This window comes from Roseitalea sp. MMSF_3546, assembly GCF_030732865.1.
Lineage (GTDB): Bacteria > Pseudomonadota > Alphaproteobacteria > Rhizobiales > Rhizobiaceae > Roseitalea.
Genome location: NZ_JASHKB010000004.1, coordinates 169,466 through 184,695, shown reverse-complemented (window position 1 = coordinate 184,695; position 15,230 = coordinate 169,466). Strand labels below are relative to the sequence as shown.

The 15,230-nt window shown below is 64.6% G+C and carries 22 protein-coding genes; 3 read left to right on the top strand and 19 right to left on the bottom strand.

Translation table 11 applies throughout. From position 1 onward, the window contains the following. Positions 1–89 precede the first annotated feature (89 nt). From RBB34_RS05615 to RBB34_RS05605, 3 genes are all read right to left on the bottom strand, one after another. Positions 90–470 carry a hypothetical protein gene (locus RBB34_RS05615; protein ID WP_306118215.1) on the bottom strand — a complete coding sequence of 127 codons (381 nt, stop codon included), beginning with the start codon at positions 468–470 and terminating at the stop codon, positions 90–92. Between the two features lie 123 nt (positions 471–593). Beyond that, the gene (locus RBB34_RS05610) at positions 594–854 is read right to left on the bottom strand and encodes a toxin-antitoxin system HicB family antitoxin (protein ID WP_306118214.1); all 261 of its coding nucleotides are present in this window, start codon (positions 852–854) and stop codon (positions 594–596) included. Then, positions 851–1,270 carry a putative toxin-antitoxin system toxin component, PIN family gene (locus tag RBB34_RS05605; RefSeq protein ID WP_306118213.1) on the bottom strand — a complete coding sequence of 140 codons (420 nt, stop codon included), beginning with the start codon at positions 1,268–1,270 and terminating at the stop codon, positions 851–853. Before RBB34_RS05605 ends, RBB34_RS05610 begins: the two co-directional genes overlap by 4 nt. A gap of 573 nt (positions 1,271–1,843) precedes the next feature. On the opposite strand from RBB34_RS05605, the gene RBB34_RS05600 reads away from it, so the two are divergent. Together RBB34_RS05600 and RBB34_RS05595 are read left to right on the top strand one after the other, a co-directional pair. Continuing rightward, positions 1,844–2,086, top strand: coding sequence for a type II toxin-antitoxin system Phd/YefM family antitoxin (locus tag RBB34_RS05600; RefSeq protein ID WP_306118212.1), 243 nt, complete (start codon positions 1,844–1,846; stop codon positions 2,084–2,086). Continuing rightward, positions 2,086–2,499 carry a type II toxin-antitoxin system VapC family toxin gene (locus RBB34_RS05595; RefSeq protein WP_306118211.1) on the top strand — a complete coding sequence of 138 codons (414 nt, stop codon included), beginning with the start codon at positions 2,086–2,088 and terminating at the stop codon, positions 2,497–2,499. The genes RBB34_RS05600 and RBB34_RS05595 overlap by 1 nt, the downstream gene beginning before the upstream one ends. Positions 2,500–2,669: 170 nt before the next feature. Here RBB34_RS05595 and RBB34_RS05590 read toward each other — a convergent pair whose 3' ends face one another. The 14 genes from RBB34_RS05590 to RBB34_RS05525 all read right to left on the bottom strand — a co-directional run bounded on the left by RBB34_RS05590 (position 2,670) and on the right by RBB34_RS05525 (position 13,567). Further along, positions 2,670–3,050: a type II toxin-antitoxin system VapC family toxin gene (locus RBB34_RS05590; RefSeq protein ID WP_306118210.1), complete on the bottom strand. Its 381-nt coding sequence runs from the start codon at positions 3,048–3,050 to the stop codon at positions 2,670–2,672. Next, positions 3,050–3,262, bottom strand: coding sequence for an AbrB/MazE/SpoVT family DNA-binding domain-containing protein (locus RBB34_RS05585; RefSeq protein WP_306118209.1), 213 nt, complete (start codon positions 3,260–3,262; stop codon positions 3,050–3,052). The genes RBB34_RS05590 and RBB34_RS05585 overlap by 1 nt, the downstream gene beginning before the upstream one ends. A gap of 395 nt (positions 3,263–3,657) precedes the next feature. Further along, the gene (locus RBB34_RS05580) at positions 3,658–4,050 is read right to left on the bottom strand and encodes a type II toxin-antitoxin system VapC family toxin (RefSeq protein WP_306118208.1); all 393 of its coding nucleotides are present in this window, start codon (positions 4,048–4,050) and stop codon (positions 3,658–3,660) included. Then, complete coding sequence (locus RBB34_RS05575; RefSeq protein ID WP_306118207.1) at positions 4,047–4,274, bottom strand: type II toxin-antitoxin system prevent-host-death family antitoxin; 228 nt, start codon at positions 4,272–4,274, stop codon at positions 4,047–4,049. The genes RBB34_RS05580 and RBB34_RS05575 overlap by 4 nt, the downstream gene beginning before the upstream one ends. Before the next feature lie 413 nt (positions 4,275–4,687). Next, positions 4,688–5,089, bottom strand: a complete 402-nt coding sequence (locus RBB34_RS05570; protein ID WP_306118206.1) for a type II toxin-antitoxin system VapC family toxin — start codon at positions 5,087–5,089, stop codon at positions 4,688–4,690. Continuing rightward, positions 5,086–5,343, bottom strand: a complete 258-nt coding sequence (locus RBB34_RS05565; protein WP_306118205.1) for a type II toxin-antitoxin system prevent-host-death family antitoxin — start codon at positions 5,341–5,343, stop codon at positions 5,086–5,088. The genes RBB34_RS05570 and RBB34_RS05565 overlap by 4 nt, the downstream gene beginning before the upstream one ends. A 1-nt stretch (position 5,344) precedes the next feature. Next, the gene (locus RBB34_RS05560) at positions 5,345–6,565 is read right to left on the bottom strand and encodes a hypothetical protein (protein WP_306118204.1); all 1,221 of its coding nucleotides are present in this window, start codon (positions 6,563–6,565) and stop codon (positions 5,345–5,347) included. 136 nt (positions 6,566–6,701) lie between these two features. Further along, positions 6,702–7,439 carry a FadR/GntR family transcriptional regulator gene (locus tag RBB34_RS05555; protein ID WP_306118203.1) on the bottom strand — a complete coding sequence of 246 codons (738 nt, stop codon included), beginning with the start codon at positions 7,437–7,439 and terminating at the stop codon, positions 6,702–6,704. Between the two features lie 3 nt (positions 7,440–7,442). Continuing rightward, positions 7,443–8,438, bottom strand: a complete 996-nt coding sequence (locus RBB34_RS05550) for an ABC transporter permease (RefSeq protein WP_306118202.1) — start codon at positions 8,436–8,438, stop codon at positions 7,443–7,445. Next, complete coding sequence (locus tag RBB34_RS05545; RefSeq protein ID WP_306118201.1) at positions 8,435–9,970, bottom strand: sugar ABC transporter ATP-binding protein; 1,536 nt, start codon at positions 9,968–9,970, stop codon at positions 8,435–8,437. Before RBB34_RS05545 ends, RBB34_RS05550 begins: the two co-directional genes overlap by 4 nt. 55 nt (positions 9,971–10,025) lie before the next feature. Further along, positions 10,026–11,000 (bottom strand): substrate-binding domain-containing protein, encoded by a 975-nt coding sequence (locus tag RBB34_RS05540; protein ID WP_306118200.1) that lies wholly within the window; start codon positions 10,998–11,000, stop codon positions 10,026–10,028. 24 nt (positions 11,001–11,024) lie between these two features. Beyond that, positions 11,025–11,801, bottom strand: coding sequence for an SDR family oxidoreductase (locus tag RBB34_RS05535; protein ID WP_306118199.1), 777 nt, complete (start codon positions 11,799–11,801; stop codon positions 11,025–11,027). Further along, on the bottom strand, positions 11,801–12,973 hold the full coding sequence (gene dgoD / locus RBB34_RS05530; protein ID WP_306118198.1) for a galactonate dehydratase: 1,173 nt from the start codon (positions 12,971–12,973) through the stop codon (positions 11,801–11,803). Before dgoD ends, RBB34_RS05535 begins: the two co-directional genes overlap by 1 nt. A gap of 384 nt (positions 12,974–13,357) precedes the next feature. After that, positions 13,358–13,567, bottom strand: a complete 210-nt coding sequence (locus RBB34_RS05525; RefSeq protein WP_306118197.1) for a hypothetical protein — start codon at positions 13,565–13,567, stop codon at positions 13,358–13,360. A 30-nt stretch (positions 13,568–13,597) separates the two neighbouring features. On the opposite strand from RBB34_RS05525, the gene RBB34_RS05520 reads away from it, so the two are divergent. Continuing rightward, positions 13,598–13,834, top strand: a complete 237-nt coding sequence (locus tag RBB34_RS05520; protein WP_306118196.1) for a hypothetical protein — start codon at positions 13,598–13,600, stop codon at positions 13,832–13,834. A 169-nt stretch (positions 13,835–14,003) separates the two neighbouring features. Here the strand turns inward: RBB34_RS05520 and RBB34_RS05515 are convergent, their stop codons facing one another. Beyond that, positions 14,004–14,180, bottom strand: coding sequence for a hypothetical protein (locus RBB34_RS05515; RefSeq protein ID WP_306118195.1), 177 nt, complete (start codon positions 14,178–14,180; stop codon positions 14,004–14,006). A gap of 37 nt (positions 14,181–14,217) precedes the next feature. Continuing rightward, the gene (locus RBB34_RS05510) at positions 14,218–15,183 is read right to left on the bottom strand and encodes a hypothetical protein (protein WP_306118194.1); all 966 of its coding nucleotides are present in this window, start codon (positions 15,181–15,183) and stop codon (positions 14,218–14,220) included. Positions 15,184–15,230: the final 47 nt, after the last annotated feature.

The following is a 15,230-nucleotide window of genomic DNA, read 5'->3' as shown; positions in this document are numbered from 1 at the left end:
GAGCGTGTCGGCGAGCGTTTCGTCGTCCAGATCGGGGTGGGCCTTGAGCAGCTCCTGGCGGAGTGCCGTGAAGTGGGTGAGTTCGGTGGTCAAGCCTTGGTGCATCCGCTGATCCATAAGATGTCTCCAGTTTGCAAATGTAACTTTGCAATTTGCAAATATAATATGGCAAAAATTTGATCACTGGTGGACAAATCCGCGCGGGACGTGCCCTTCTCAACTGGAGTTCGGCCGAACTCGGTAGCCGCACCGGCATTTCGCGGAATACAATCAATAGGCTCGAAAGCTTCGACGATGTCCCACCCAGCCGGACCCAGTCCCTGCAGGAGATCAGGCTGGTAATGGAAAGGGCAGGCATCATCTTCATCGACGCCGATGATACGGCCGGCCCCGGTGTCCGCATGCGCGCGACCGACGCGCTTACCAGGCGATAGGTCGGGCGACCGCACGCGAACCTGCATCGCGCCCATCTTGACCAGAGCCGCTCATCGAGGTGTCGTCCTCAAGGCCGATCATCGACGCACGCCTCGCTCTCATTGTCGGACCAGGACCGGGCGTAATGGGTGGCGCGGGTCATGCAGGTCTGCGTTCGATCAGTCCTTGATGGCATCCTCGGGCGCGGGCGGCACGTCCGGTACACGATCCAGAAGCCTTGTCAGATCGCCGCGCTTGGCCGTGCCGGCACGCGCTTTGAGGAAATCGTCGGCCGTCTCCACGGCGCCGATTTTCTGCGCGACCGCAGAGACGATCCACTGATTGAGCGACACACCATCCTCTTGTGCCAGACGCGCCGCGGTCTCTTTGAGCGACTGCGGCAGTTGCAGGGGGTACTTGGAGCGTTGGCTCTGCGTCATCTGTTCAGCCTCCTGACGATCTCGCCCGGTGTTGCAATGCTCACGCCCAGCTTGAGCGCCGGGCGGAAGTCCTTGACGTTATGCGATACGATGGCCTCGGCCCCGCCGTTCAGGGCGGCCTCAAGCACCATTTCATCGGCGGCATCGGCCAGCATGGGCCGTGTCCGAAACGAAATATCGACACCCTCGGCAACGGCGGCAAGCGCGCTCATGACCCCCGCGACATCCTCCAGGGTATGGCCCGTCGCCTTTCGAGTTTTCTCGCGGCTCAGCACCGCCTCATACTCGACAAACAGCGCCGTCGAACAAAGCGGCGTCACCATGCCCCGGTCAACGAACCGCAACAGCAGATTGCTGGCCCCGTTGCGGCTGCGGAATGCCGCAACGATCACGTTTGTGTCCAGAACCAGTCTCATGGCAATCAAAGTAGGAACATCTCATAAGATGTCAAAAAACTGAGTAGCAGGAACGTCAGCGTCCTTGATGTTCGCCAGGAGCCATCACCGCCAACACCGCGGCCCTTGAAGTGTTGCTCTCAAAGATCAACGGCCCCGCGCCCCACCGAGGAGACCGACCATGGCCGCCGTCACGGATTTCGACATTGCCCAAACCCGCAAGCCCCGCATTGCGTTCACGACCAACATCGCCTGGCTGGTCGAACGCCAGCGCCGCTTTCGCGTCCACACGGCCAGGCAAACTGAGCAGGAACACGCAATGCCGGACACACATGGGCCGGAGTGTCGCGCTGGGCGCAGCCGCCATGATGAGGCATGGAAAGCCGGAGCGACCCCTTGCGCGACACCTTTCAGCACAACTGCGTGTCGCCGAAACCCGTAAATCTGGGTGTCGCTTGACAGTCTGCGGGGCGGGCGCGGCGTGCTCGGACTGGCGCCCTGTCGCGGCGCCACTCGAAGCGGCTCTATCGGCACTTGAACAACCCAGTCAGAACCGATATCTGGCTAGCGTGCTGTCTAGATAGGAAAACGCCCATGTGGACGCTGCAAGATGCCAAGAACCGATTCAGTGCCGTCGTCGACGCTGCCCTTGAAGGCCAACCGCAAGAGGTCTCCCGGCGCGGCAACCCGGCCGTCGTCGTCATCGCGGCGTCCGACTATCGGCGGTTGCTCGATGCTGCCCGCCACCGTCGCGGCAGTTTCAAGGACCATCTTCTGACGTTTCCGGGCGTGGACGAGGACGTCGCGCGCGCCGTCCCGCGTGACGTTGAATTCTGATGTTCATTGTGGACACCGACGTCTTGTCGGCGACACGCCGTGCCGACAAGGCGCCGCGTGTTGCCGCCTGGCTTGCAAGCGTTCCCGATCAGGACCTGTTCATCAGCGTCATCACGATCGGCGAGATCGAACGCGGCATCGCCAGGCAGCAAAGCGTCGATCCCGTCTTTGCCGGCGATCTGCGCCGATGGCTCGATGCAACCATGACGTTTTTTGCCGACCGCATTGTTGATTTTGGCGCCGAGGACGCGCGCATCTGGGGGCGCTTGTCCGTGTCGATCGGCCATCATGGCGCCGATTTGATGATCGCAGCCAGCGCCCTGTCCCGCAACGCGACCGTGGCCACGGGCAACACCGCCCATTTTGCGCCAACCGGAGCCAGGACCATCAATCCGTTCAACGTCGCCGCTTAAAGGGCATGATCCAACGGGGTCTCTGGCAAGGGCGACCGCCAATGCAGGGCGCCGCCGAAGTTCAAATGCGAATTGCGCTTGGCCTGTCAAATGGGCTTTTCCGCAGTGAGGCGCCTATCATGGGACCGTCGCGCGATGCGATGGCGTGCCGAACAGCCCGCTCAAGACCATCACGGTGCGGCCTTTTCGACCAGGGTCACACCGGGCAGTCCGGCGAAATGGCTGTCGCAGGTGAGCAGCGTCGCGCTCTTCGCTTGGGCCGTTGCGAAGATGATCGCATCGGCCGTCGCCAGTCGATGCGCGCGGCAGGCGTCTGCGGCAAAAAGCGCGATCTCGGTATCGAGGTCCATGACGTGACAAACCTGCGTGAAGGCAATCACCTGATCCGCCTCGTCTTCGCCCAGTTCCCGCGTGAGCCATTGGGCAAGCTCGAGTTGCACCATGGTGGGAACCAGCCAATGGCCTTGATCGGGCAGTTTGGGGGCGATCAAGTCCCCGGTGGGCGAGCCGATCAGCCATTCGAGCCAGGCCGAGGTATCGACGAGGACCATCAGGCGCGGTCGGTCCGGTCACGATAATCCTTGGCCTTGGCCCCTTTGGCGATCCCCTTGAGCGCATCGCGCCGGGGGATTGGCACGAGCAAGACGCCCGATCCTTTCGGGATGAAGGCAAAGCGCATGCCCGCTTCCCAGTGCTGCGCCGCGCGGATCGCCTTGGGGATCGAGATCTGGAACTTTGAGGACAAGGTCGCGGTGTCCGCCATCATCGTACTCTGGCTCTGTCGATAGGGTAAATGTAAGACATCGTCGATTTCGCTTCAAGCACGTGCGCGCACCGGTCTCGTCCGGTCGGAGAGCCCGAAGCCATCCGGTCAGTGTTCCGGGCTCAACAGGAATCAAGTTTGTTGAACATCAGACTCAAAGCCTGCGGCGCCGACCGCTCGCCAGCCGGATTGGTGCATCTGCCATGGGCCCCAACGTGCTGCTCCCCCTGCTCTGGACAGCGGGTAGCCATGTCGGCCGCCGTCACGGATTTCGACATCGCCGATGGGCCGACAACCTGCCCTGTGACAAAAGTCCCGACGACGCGCAGTGACAGACCACCTGAAGTCTCACTCTGTTCGCGACACGGCTGGCGCACCTTCGCGCAAAGCGAGCCCTATACGACGCTCGCGCCCTCGGCGCGCGCAGCCTGCGCGAGAGCGGCATCCAGCGTTGCAAGCTCGGCGTTCTCACGCAGCGTTAGATCAAGATAAGGTGCGTCATAGGCGGTGAGCCGGTGCCTGCGGCACAGGCCAACAACCGCGGCGCTGGACGGGGCTGTATCGAGCACGATCCCAAGTTCGGCGATCGTCTCGATCGCCTGGTCCACCTTCTCCCGGGACATTCTGCCCCGCCGCTCGGCCACGATGAGGATGTTGCGGATCTCGGCCCAGAGCAGGGCCGGCGCGGCAAAGACATCGTGCCGGCCAGCGAGTGCGACCAGATCGCTGCCGGTTTCGTCGGGCATCAGCCAACCCGCCAGGGCAGAGGCGTCAATCACCAGCGTCATCGCCGGCCTTCGTCGCGGGCGGACAGGATCTCGTCCACGGTCATTGTCGCTCCCGCGCCGATCTGCTGCAACCGGCGCAGTGCGTCCAGGCGGTCTGACCCAACGGGCACGAGCCGCGCGACAGCCTTGCCACGCCGTGTAATCGTCACGGTTTCGCCAGCCTCAACCGCCGCCAGCAGTTCCGACAGGCGCGTCTTGGCCTCGAACGATCCGACTTCCCGCATGGTCCCGCTTTCTCCAACCAGTTGCCAAGCTAGTTGATTGTTCGGCCCAGTTCAAGGGCGGCACCACGAACGGCCGCTCCGCACGGGAGCGAACACGCGTCATCTTCAACCAGAGCGCAGACCTCGCTTGCTGCACGTCCGCGTCCTTTGACCATGGATATCGCTCTCCAGACGCCCGTTAACGCCCAATCCGGGCTCAAGCCGCGAAGCGATAGCCCGATGTTGAAAAACCAAGACCGCAAGGACAGGTGACAAGACGGCGGCGCGCGACCGCCGGGGCTGGACGAGATCGAGGCCGTGTCGTTGCTGCCATCCCCTGTCGCCGGGAACGGGATCAAGGGTTGCGGCATCCTGCACGCGAGGCGGACCGAACGACACGTCGATCTCGGCGACGATGCGTTGAACACGATGGGTCAGCCTGATGCGTTTCGCGGCATCGCGCTCTGCACGTCGGTCTGGGCGAAATCCTCACCAACATAAAGCAGCGGCGCGTTCCTCGTCACGGCGGTGACGTACGCAAAACAGTCGCCGAAGTTCAGAGCAGCCGGGTGGATACCCTTCCCCCAAACCGCGTAGGCCGCAGCGACCCGCCTTGCCGTGTCGCCGGTCACATGTTCCACATCGAACCCGAGCCCTTTGACAAGGCTGTCCATCTCCGCTGTCAAATCTCGCCGCGCGGCGACGATCCGGGCCTCGGCAAGAGTGACGGCCGAGATCGACAGGTCGTGGGCGTTCGCCAAAATGTCAGCGATCGTCTCCGCATCGGGTTCGTCCAGCAAAAGGGCCATCATCGCCGACGTATCGACGACGATCACGAAGGCAGACCCTCGTCATTGTATAGAAAGTCCTCGCTGCGCGCAGCGCTCGCCCCGGCGCGCAGCTTCTGCGCAGCAGATGCCCGGGCATGGGCAATGATCGACCGCCGATCCTGAACGCTGGTTGCGCGCTTGAGAGCGACAAGGCGCACGATCTCGTGACCATGCCGCGTCAAGACGATCTCCTCTCCGTCCTCTGCCCGCTTCACGAGCTCGGTGAGCTTCGCCTTGGCTTCTGACACCGTGAACTGCATGTCACCCTCCTTCACGCATAAAATGGACCATTCTATGGACTATTTCAAGGCCGGCGCCGCGCCGATGGCCCGATAGCGCCGGATCGCAGGCGCGCCCGATGGCGACTATGCGAAATTCGTCTGGCACGATCGAAAGCGCACCGGATGTTCCAAACGCCCGTTGACGCCTATCTGCGCAACTGCCGCCGTCTTTGCAAAAAGAGGAGGCGAGACACCGATCACCGGGCCACTGATCCAGTCGCGCAGTTGGCCATGGGCCCACGGTCCTTTTGGGCTTCTTCTTCGCCTTGCGATTGCCGGTGCCATCACCGTCCATCGCCTTGCGGCCCTTGCCCGCCTTTTCGTCCGGCCTTTGCTCCTTCGATGGCGCCTGAGTATGGTCTGGCGCCTTCGGCTTGGACGGCCCTGAGGGCTGGTCCGCATCGTAAAGGCGGTCGTCTTGCCCGCGCGCTCTTGGCGCGCTCTTGTCCAATGACCGGTCACCGGCACTCACCGGCACCTTTTGCGGCTCGTCGCTCATCCATCTGGCATCGATTGTCACGCCCCGATCATGACCGATGGCTGCCGGCGATGGCGCGTCAGCTGCGCGCCCATTGTCGGCGCTCTGTGTCACCGCGCTCGATCGCCCGTCACCTCGTTCGACCGAACCCACGATCGCCTTGCCGCCGGCTGCCACATTAACATGTTCGACGGTGACTTTTTGCTGGCCCTTGCCGCGACGCTTGTCCAGCGCGGCCGTCTGCTTGGTGAACAGCGCCTCAAGCTTGGCCGCATGTTTCAGGTTCATGTCGCGGCCATCTTCGGTTTGCCCGTTCAGCGCCGCGCGGCGCAGGCACTCAAGCGCCGCAAAGTGCGTGCCCACCATTTGCTGGACCAGCATCTCCTCGACACCATCGGCAGGTTTCAGGCTTTCATAGAATTCGGCCGCCCGGACCACCTTGAAGCGGACCTCTTCGGCGCTGGTCCCTTCGGGAAAGATCAGCAGCTTCTGCAGTTCGCCCAGCTTGCCGGTCAATCGGTTCTGGGCGGTCACGCCCATCAGTTCGCCGAGCCTGTCCGACGGCACCAGCCGGTGCGGCTGATCGGGCACGTCCGACGCAGGGATGCGATAGGTCGAGGAGGATCTGGTCATGGTTACGCCAATGCACGCAAACGCCCAACTTAAGGTGAAGCCGGACTCTCGCCATCCGTTCTGGCCTTTCAACACGTTGAGTGCGGCCAATTGCAGGTGCCCAAATGTAGGGCCCCGGGCGCTTGCACGCCTGGTGCAAGGGGTTGTCTTTCAGTTTTTGCCACACACCCGGTGTTACGTCATCGCGCGTTCTCCGCCGCGTCCGCATTGGGCAGGCTGCTCAGGGTCAGCCGTCCGGCATGTCGGCGTTGCCATCGGCGCTCAGCTTGGCCAGATCGCGAATGGCGATCCCGATCAGATCGCCCATCAGCGCGCGGGCCCCCTCGTCGCGGCGCAGACGGATCGCCTCGAGCACATCGCCGTGTTTTTCGAGCGTCAGCGCATAGTTCTCCGAGGCCGAGGTCGTCAGGCGAAAGCTGTTGCGCAGCGCCGAGCCGATCACCGCACCGAAATTGGCGAAGACCGCATTGTGGCTGGCAACCAGAATGGCCCGGTGGAAAGCCTCGTCCGCCTGAACGCTTGCATCGATATCGGCGCCACCCGCCGCCTGCATCGCTTCATAGGCCGCCTCGATCCGCGCCAGATCGCGCGCCGTCGCCCGCCGCGCTGCAAGCGCCGCAGCGGCCGGTTCGATCACCTCGCGCGCTTCCGTCAGCGCCCTGACGAAGGCATAGTCGGGCGGCAGCGCCTCGCGCCAGGCCAGAAGATCCGGATCAAGCTGGTTCCAGTGCGTTGGCGGCAGGACGATTGTGCCGGCGCGCGTACGGCTTTCGACCAGCCCCTTTCCGGCGAGCATGCGGATCGATTCGCGCAGCGCGGTCCGGCTGACCGCCATCTGCGCGCCAAGATCGGCTTCATTGGGGAGCTTCTCGCCCGGCGGGATGTCCCCCGACAGGATTCGCTGGGCAAGCGCGCGCGTGACGCGCTCGCGCGGCCTTGCCTCTCCGTCCGGCGCAGCGCTCACCGCCTAGGTCCTGTTGAGCCGATATTCGGCCAGTAGCACGGCGAGGATCAAAAGGCTGCCCTTGGCCAGCATCTGGTAGAAGGTCGGCACGCCGGTCAGGATCATCCCGTTGTTCAAGACGCCGATGATCGCAACCCCCAGCAGCGCGCCGATCACCGTCCCCTTGCCCCCCTGCATGGCGCAACCGCCTAAGAACGCCGCCGTGATCGCCTCCAGTTCCAGGCCCTCCGAGCCCGAGATCGGCTGGCCCGAGCCCGTCCGTGCCGCCAGCAGCACCCCGCCAATGCCGGCGACACAGCCGCTAAGCACGTACATTGACAGCCGATAGCCGCGGATATTGAGCCCCGAAAGCCGCGCGACCACCGGGTTGCCGCCGATCGCATAGACATTGCGGCCCACCACGCTCAGATGAAGAAAGACGTAGAACACCAGGGCCACGCCGACCAGCACCCAGATCGGCGCCGGGATGCCCAGAAAACGGCCGATTCCGAGCAAGCGGAACGTGTCGTTGAAGATGGAGATCGACTGACCATCCGAGATGATGAAGGCAATGCCGCGAAAGATCGCCATGGTCCCAAGCGTCACGATGATCGCATTGACGCGCCCATAGGTGATGATGAGCCCATTGAACAGACCGGCCAGCGCGCCGACGATCAGTCCAGCAGCCGGACCGGCCGCGGCCAGTCCCGTCGCCTCGATCGCCATCGCTGTCGTCACCGTCGTCAGCCCGACGATCGCACCCACCGAGATGTCAAGACCGCCCGAGACGATCACCGCGGTCTGCGAGATCGCAAGAACGCCCAGGATCGCCACGCCCATGCCGATATTGAGGACATTGCGGCTTGAAAAGAACACATCGCCGCGCAGGCTGCCAAAAACGATCAAAAGGACGACCAGGGCAAGGATCAGGCTCAGATTGTGAATGCCGACGCGTTCGGCAAGACTCGCAAGTGGCCCCATCGTCGCCTTCGCGGAGGGGCGCGTGACGTCCGAGGTCATGGTGTTTCTCCTTGCAAAGCGTCGAAGACGGGGGCGTGGCCGGAGGGCATCGCCGCCCGCAGGATTGCGTCTTCGGTCATCGCCGCCCCTTCAAGTTCGGCCGTTATGCGGCCCTCGGACATGACCAGGATCCGATCCGACAGGCCAAGCAGTTCGCCCATTTCCGAGGAGATGACGATGATGCCGAGCCCGTTGCGTGCCAGATCGGCGATCAGCCGATAGATTTCGCTCTTGGCGCCAACATCGATGCCGCGGGTCGGCTCATCGAGGATCAGGACCTTGGGGGCCCGTGCCAGCCAGCGTGTCAGCACCACCTTTTGCTGGTTCCCGCCCGACAGGTTGGAGACCTGCGTGTGAAGGCTCGGCGCCTTGACCCGCATGCGCTCGGCGATCGGGGCGACGATCCCCTCGGCGCGCCGGCGATCGAACAGGCCCCCGCGCGAGACCCGGTCGGGAATGCACAGCACGGCGTTGTCGAGGATCGAGCGCATCAGCAACAGCGCCTCGTGCTTGCGGTCCTCGGGAGCAAGACCGATGCCGGCCAGAATGGCATCGCCCGGACTGCCCGACGGCAGCGGCTTGCCTTCAAGCTCGACGCTGCCTGCAAGCCGCGCACCCACACCGAAGATGCCGCGGGCAAGTTCGGACCGGCCCGCCCCGACCAGCCCGCCAATGCCCAGCACCTCGCCGGCGCGCAGCTGAAGGGAAATGTCGGAGACGTGCTCGGTCGTCATCGCGCGCACCGAAAGAACGGTTGCATCGCCGGGCGGCGCGCGTCCGGGAAACATCTCGGTCAGCGTCCGTCCGACCATCTTGCGCGTAATGTCCTCCTCGGAGGTCTCATCGATCGGCACGACATCGATCATCTTGCCGTCGCGCAGAACCGCGACGCGGTCGCAAAGGGCGACCACCTCCGCCAGCCGGTGCGAGATATAGACCACCGCCACACCGTCCGCGCGCAGCCTGCGGATGACGGCGAAAAGGCGTTCGGTCTCCTCGCCGGTCAACGACGAGGTCGGCTCGTCAAAGGCGATGACCCGCCCGCCGGCATGCACGGCGCGCATGATCTCGATCATCTGCCGTTGCGCCGGGCCCAGCCCAGCGCAGATCTGCGTCGGCGTCATCTCCCGTTCCATGCCAAAAAGCCTAAGCAGTTCCGCGGTCCGGGCATGAAGGCGCGCACGGTCGACAAGCCCGCCAAGGCGGGCGGGCAGTGCGCCGGGAAAGACGTTCTCGGCCACCGAGACGTCGGCAATGATTTCCGGTTCCTGATGGATGACGCGGATGCCGGCGCGGTGCGACTCGCGCGGGCCCGAGAATTGCACGGGTTTCCCGTCAAGCAGCAATTGTCCCGCATCGGGCGCGAACACGCCTTCGATGATCCGCGTCAGCGTCGACTTGCCCGCCCCGTTCTCGCCGACCAGCGCCAGGCATTCGCCCGCGCGCAGATCAAGCGAAACACCATCAAGGGCTTGCACCACGCCGAACGCCTTGCTGACGCCCTTTAGGGTGAGGATTTCGGCAGTGCTCATCGGCGCGCCTCCGGGAAAGGGGCGGGGCCGGCCGGGCCGCCCCCGCCGAAAGGTGTCAGTTGCACAGGCGCGCTTCGTACTGGTCGAAATTGTCCGCCGAGATGTATTCGGGATCGGTGAAGGTTGTCGTCGGCAATTCGGCCCCCTCGGTGATCGAGGCCAGCAGCAGTTCCACCGCGGTCGCGCCGTGGTTTTCCGAGTTCAGCCACATCGTGCCCCGGAAGGCGCTCGCCCGGCCCGAGCCGAACGCATCGCAGGCCCGGCTCCCATCGATGCCGATGCCAAGACCCTGATCGGCGCTGTAGCCCGAGTTCTCCAGTGCTCGCGCCGCGCCGAGGACACCGTCATCGTTGCACGAATAGAAGATCCAGTGCGTAACTTGCGGATTGGCGGTCAGGGTGGTGGTCATCGCATCGATCGAGGAGACCATGGTGTTGTCGTATGGCACGCGGATGATGTTGCCCGGATCGAAGTCCGGCACCGCCTCCAGGAAAGCGGCTTCGGCGCCCCGGTTGCGCTGCATGCAGGTGTCGGCCTTGCGATCCTCGATCGAGGCGATGCGCACCTCGTCATGGGAAGCCCAGTCCTCGGCCTTGTAGATCTCGGCGAGCTTGCGGCCGACATTCATGCCGATGTTCTCGGCATTCATGCCCACATAGGGCACCTGCGTGCCGTCCTCGAAATAGATGTCGTCATCGACGGCCACCAGCGGAATGCCAGCCTGTTTGGCCTTGTCGGCGACAACCGGGCCAAGCGCGCGGTCCGGCACGACGATGGCAATTCCGTCAACGCCGTCGCCGATCATGGTATCAAGCGTGGTGATGGTCAGATCGGCGTTGAACTGGACGTCTTGCGCCAGGAATTCCGCGCCGGCCGCCTCTGCCGCCGCCCTTGCACCGGCGACCTCGGCGACAAACCACGGATGATCGCCCATCTTGTTGATGTAGCCGATCTTGACGTCCTCGGCCGAGGCGGCGACGGTCATTGTCATCGCGGCGATCGCCGCCGCTGCGTAGCGTATATGGGTCATGGTCTCCTCCCTTGTGGATGCGGGTCAGTCATGGAACAAGGCCGAGCGCCCGCCATCGATCGTGATCGTCTCGGCATTGATGAAGGGGGCCTCGTCGGAGGCCAGGAAAACAGCGGTCATGGCGACCTCATGGGCTTGTCCGATGCGGCCCGGCGGATGCAGGCGCTCGGCCTTGGCGCGTTCGGCCGCCGGGTCATCGAAGGTATTCCAGTAATCGCGTGCGATCTGCGTATCGATGTAGCCCGGCGCGATCGCGTTCACCCGGATGCCTTCGGCGGCATATTCGATGCCAAGGGCGCGGGTCAGCCCGATCAGCCCGTGCTTTGCGACCGGATAGGGAAAGGTGTGCGGAATGATCTTGAACCCGTGCACGCTGGCGATGTTGACGATCGCCCCCGACCGGCGTGCGCGCATGTCGTCGAGCACGGCCCTGCTACATGACCAGCAGGCCTCAAGATCGAGCGCCATGCAACGATGCCATTCATGTTGCGGCATGTCGTGTGGTTCGTAAAAGACGTTCGCGCCGGCATTGTTGATGAGGATGTCGCAGGGCCCGAAACGGCTGTGGCATGTCTCGACCATGGCAGCGATATCGTCCTGCACCGTCACATCGGTGCGTACAAAGGCGGCCTTCGCATCGCCTTCGGTGATCGCGTCGGCGACCGCCGCTCCCGTTTCGGCGTTTTTCTCCGCGATCAGGACGCAGGCGGCCTCGGCCGCGAACGCCCGGGCGATCGCCTCGCCGATGCCCTGGCCCGCACCGGTCACGATCGCGACCTTGTCCTGGAGCCGTCCGTTCATCACCAATCCACCACCGTTCCATCGTCCAGCACCGCGTTGCGCGCATGCAGCACTTCCTGTTCGAAGGGATGGGCGGCGATCGCATCTTCGTTCACCTCGATGCCAAGCCCGGGCATGTCGGGTATGTCCCATCGGCCCGGCCGGCGCTCGATCGGCCAGCCGACGACCTCGTCATACCAGGGCACCGCACCTGACATTTCTTCCTGGATGATGAAATTGGGCGTTGAGGCGCCAAAATGCAGCGCCGCCACCCCGGCGATCGGCCCCAGCGGATTGTGCGGAGCAACGCCGATGCCGGCCGCTTCGCACGCGGCGGCGATTTTCTTGGTCTCGGCCAGGCCGCCGGTGTGACAGATATCGGGTTGCGCCACGTCGAAGGCGCGTTGCGTGATCGCCGGAACGAATTCGCGCCGGCCGATCAGCCGTTCGCCCGAGGCGATCGGCACCTTGCATGAACCCGTCAGTGCGGCATGGCCTGCAAGGTCCTCTGGCGGGACCGGTTCTTCGATGAACAAGGGCCGCGCCGGTTCCGCCGCCGCGATGAACTCGCGCGCCAGCGCGACCGAGGCCGGCCGGCCATGGAAATCGACCATGATGTCGACGCCATCGCCCACCGCTTGGCGCAGCCCGGACAGCGCCTTCTCGACGGCATTGATCTGTCGCCGGTCGCCCAGATAGTGGCTGTAGGGAACGCACACGACCTTGAGCGCATCATAGCCCGCCTCGACAACGGCCATGGCCTTTTCGGCGAGCCGGACGGGATCAAACGATTCATAGACCGCATCCATCTCGCCCATGCCCAGATGGGTATAGACCCGAAGGTATTGGCGGCACTTGCCGCCGAGCAGCCGCCAGACCGGCACGTTGAGTGCCTTGCCCAATATGTCCCAGAGCGCGATCTCGATGCCGCTGACCGCAGACATGCCGACCACGCCAAGCCGCCAGAATCCGTGCCGTGTGAGCACCTGGTAGCAGTGTTCGATATCGCGCGGATCCGCGCCCACGAGCAGCGGTGCAAGATCCTCGATCGCGCCGACGACCGCCCGCGTCTTCCATTCCAGCGTCGCTTCGCCCCAGCCGACAAGGCCGGGAACGTCGGTCTCGACCCGTACAAAGACCCAGTTGCGCATGCCCGCATGGCAAACCCGCGAGCGGATCGAGACAATCCGCATATCTTTCCTCCTTTATGTATGATTTATTTTGATTTTCATGTGCCTGTCAAGGGCCGGCACTTGTCGCCGGCACGCGGCCGCGCCGGCGCACCATGCTGGCCGTGCGCGGACCCGGTCGGGCAACTGGTCGCTGACACATTTTCCGACCCAGCGGGCGCCGCCCCGTCGCAAAGCGGTGTGCCACGAGGCGAAGATCGAAACCCGGCACGAACCTGCCGACGGCTCAACCGGCGATCTTGAACCCTACGGTGAAACGCATTGGTGCGGCCGCAAACCGCCGCGCAATCCGCTCGCCGTGCGCGCAAGCAACGGGACGCCATTGGCCCGTTGCACCGGGCTTCCGGCCGGCGATGGGCTCACCGGCCGGTGCGGTGTCACCTGCGCTCAGTCGGCGCAGTCATAGCGATGGTCGCGATTGCCGAACGGGCTTTCGACATAGACGACAAACACGTTGTCGATCCCGCCGCAGGCCTCCGCCGCCTTTCCGGGCGTGGGATATCCCGGCTCCTTCTTGGCGCTGTGGCCCGGCCCGCCCCATTGCAGGCCGGACACGCCATGGCCGGTCCGAGCCCGCTTGCCCCGAGCGTCGATCAACGGCCCAGCGCCCCATCAAGGAGATCGACCATGACCGCCATCACCGACTTCGACATTGCCCGACCCCGCAAGCCGCGCGTGAGCTTCATGAGCATCATCGCCTGGCTGATCGAGCGCGAGCGCCGCCATCTCGCCAACCGGAAGATCGCCGACATGCCGCATGAGTACCGCAAGGACATCGGCATCACCGCGGCCGACCTGCACCGGATGGGCATCTCGCCGCGCGATGCGAACCCGGGGGTCTGGACCGCCAGGACCCTTCTTTGACGGTCACGCGCCCGGCGGCCGATCCGGGCCGCCAGAAGCCGGGGCCGTCCTTGCTGGGACGGCCCAGGCGCACTCAGCCTGGCGCGGCCATCATCGCCGCATTGTCGGCGGCCTCGCCGATTGCCGCATGCACCTCGCACAGACCCTTAGGGCGCCGCCCTGCAGGCCGTCACCGCGTCGCCAGCGCGTCATCGGCCTTGCTGTGCAGGCTCAACGCGCCATTGGTGTAGAGCGCGCCCGAGGCAGCCACCACATTGATCAGCGATACCGGCGGGCCGCCATCGACGGTGACGACGGTCTTGCTGGAAAGGCATGGCTGCTCCGTCCCGTACCATGCCGTGCGCACACGCCGCGCTTGGCCTGCCGTCGCCGGATCCGGTGCCTCAGGCGGCCGGCTCCGCCGCGCCCGCATCCATGTCCGGGGCGCCCTGGCGCAATTGCACGAAGCTCGGCATGGCCGAAAGCCGCGCCTCCCATTGCGGGTCCGGGCTCTGCCCGTCGCTTGCCGCGACGAACACCTGCAACAGCGCGCAGACCGCCAACGGCTCGAGCACAACGACATTGACGAACACCGCGGCAATCGCCGCCGCCACGATCGCATAGGTCGAAACCGGCCCCTCGAGCGCGCCGAAGGCGATCACGAACGGGCCGACGATCAGCGCCATGATCGCAACGAACGCCAGCATCATGAACAGCGTCAGCCAGGCCGCGTTTTTGACCATCCGACCGCCGTTCTGGGCGAACAGCACCAGCGCGTCGGCCGAACCGCGATAGGGATCGGCGCTCCTCGTGCGCAGCGTGTGGGCGAGAATGATCTCGTCGAGCGAACCCAGCGCCACATCGGCCACCGCATGGGCCACGCCGGCAAGGAGCGAGACCAGCGGCACCGCCGCGCCCGCGCGCATGATCGTCTTCTTGAGACCGGCAAGCGCGCCGCGGATCATCTGGTCGATGCCGAACAGGACGCTTGCATGGGCGAACCGGCCGCGCACCGCGTCCCAGCCGAAACCGAGCTGGCTTCGACCGCCGGGCAAGGCGCCCCGATCGATCAGTTCCACCATCACCGCGATATGGCCGGCCTTGACCAGATACAGCGTATATTCGCGCGCGATGCGCACCACGAGCGCGCCCAGGCCAACCCCGCCCATCGCGCCGAAAATGCCGCCCTGCAGCGCCCCGATCCCGTCTATGGCAAGCGGCAAGAGCTCGTGTCCCACAAGCCCGCCCGAAGCGGCAAGGATCGCGAACACGGCCGCATAGAGCGCGTAGACGCATACGCGCAGCACCATGAACGGCCAGCTTCGCAGCACGATCGCAAGCGTGCGCCCGATCGGAAAATCCCAAACCATGACGGCCTCCTGCCCGTCATGCATATGCATGCGCGATGGCTAACCTT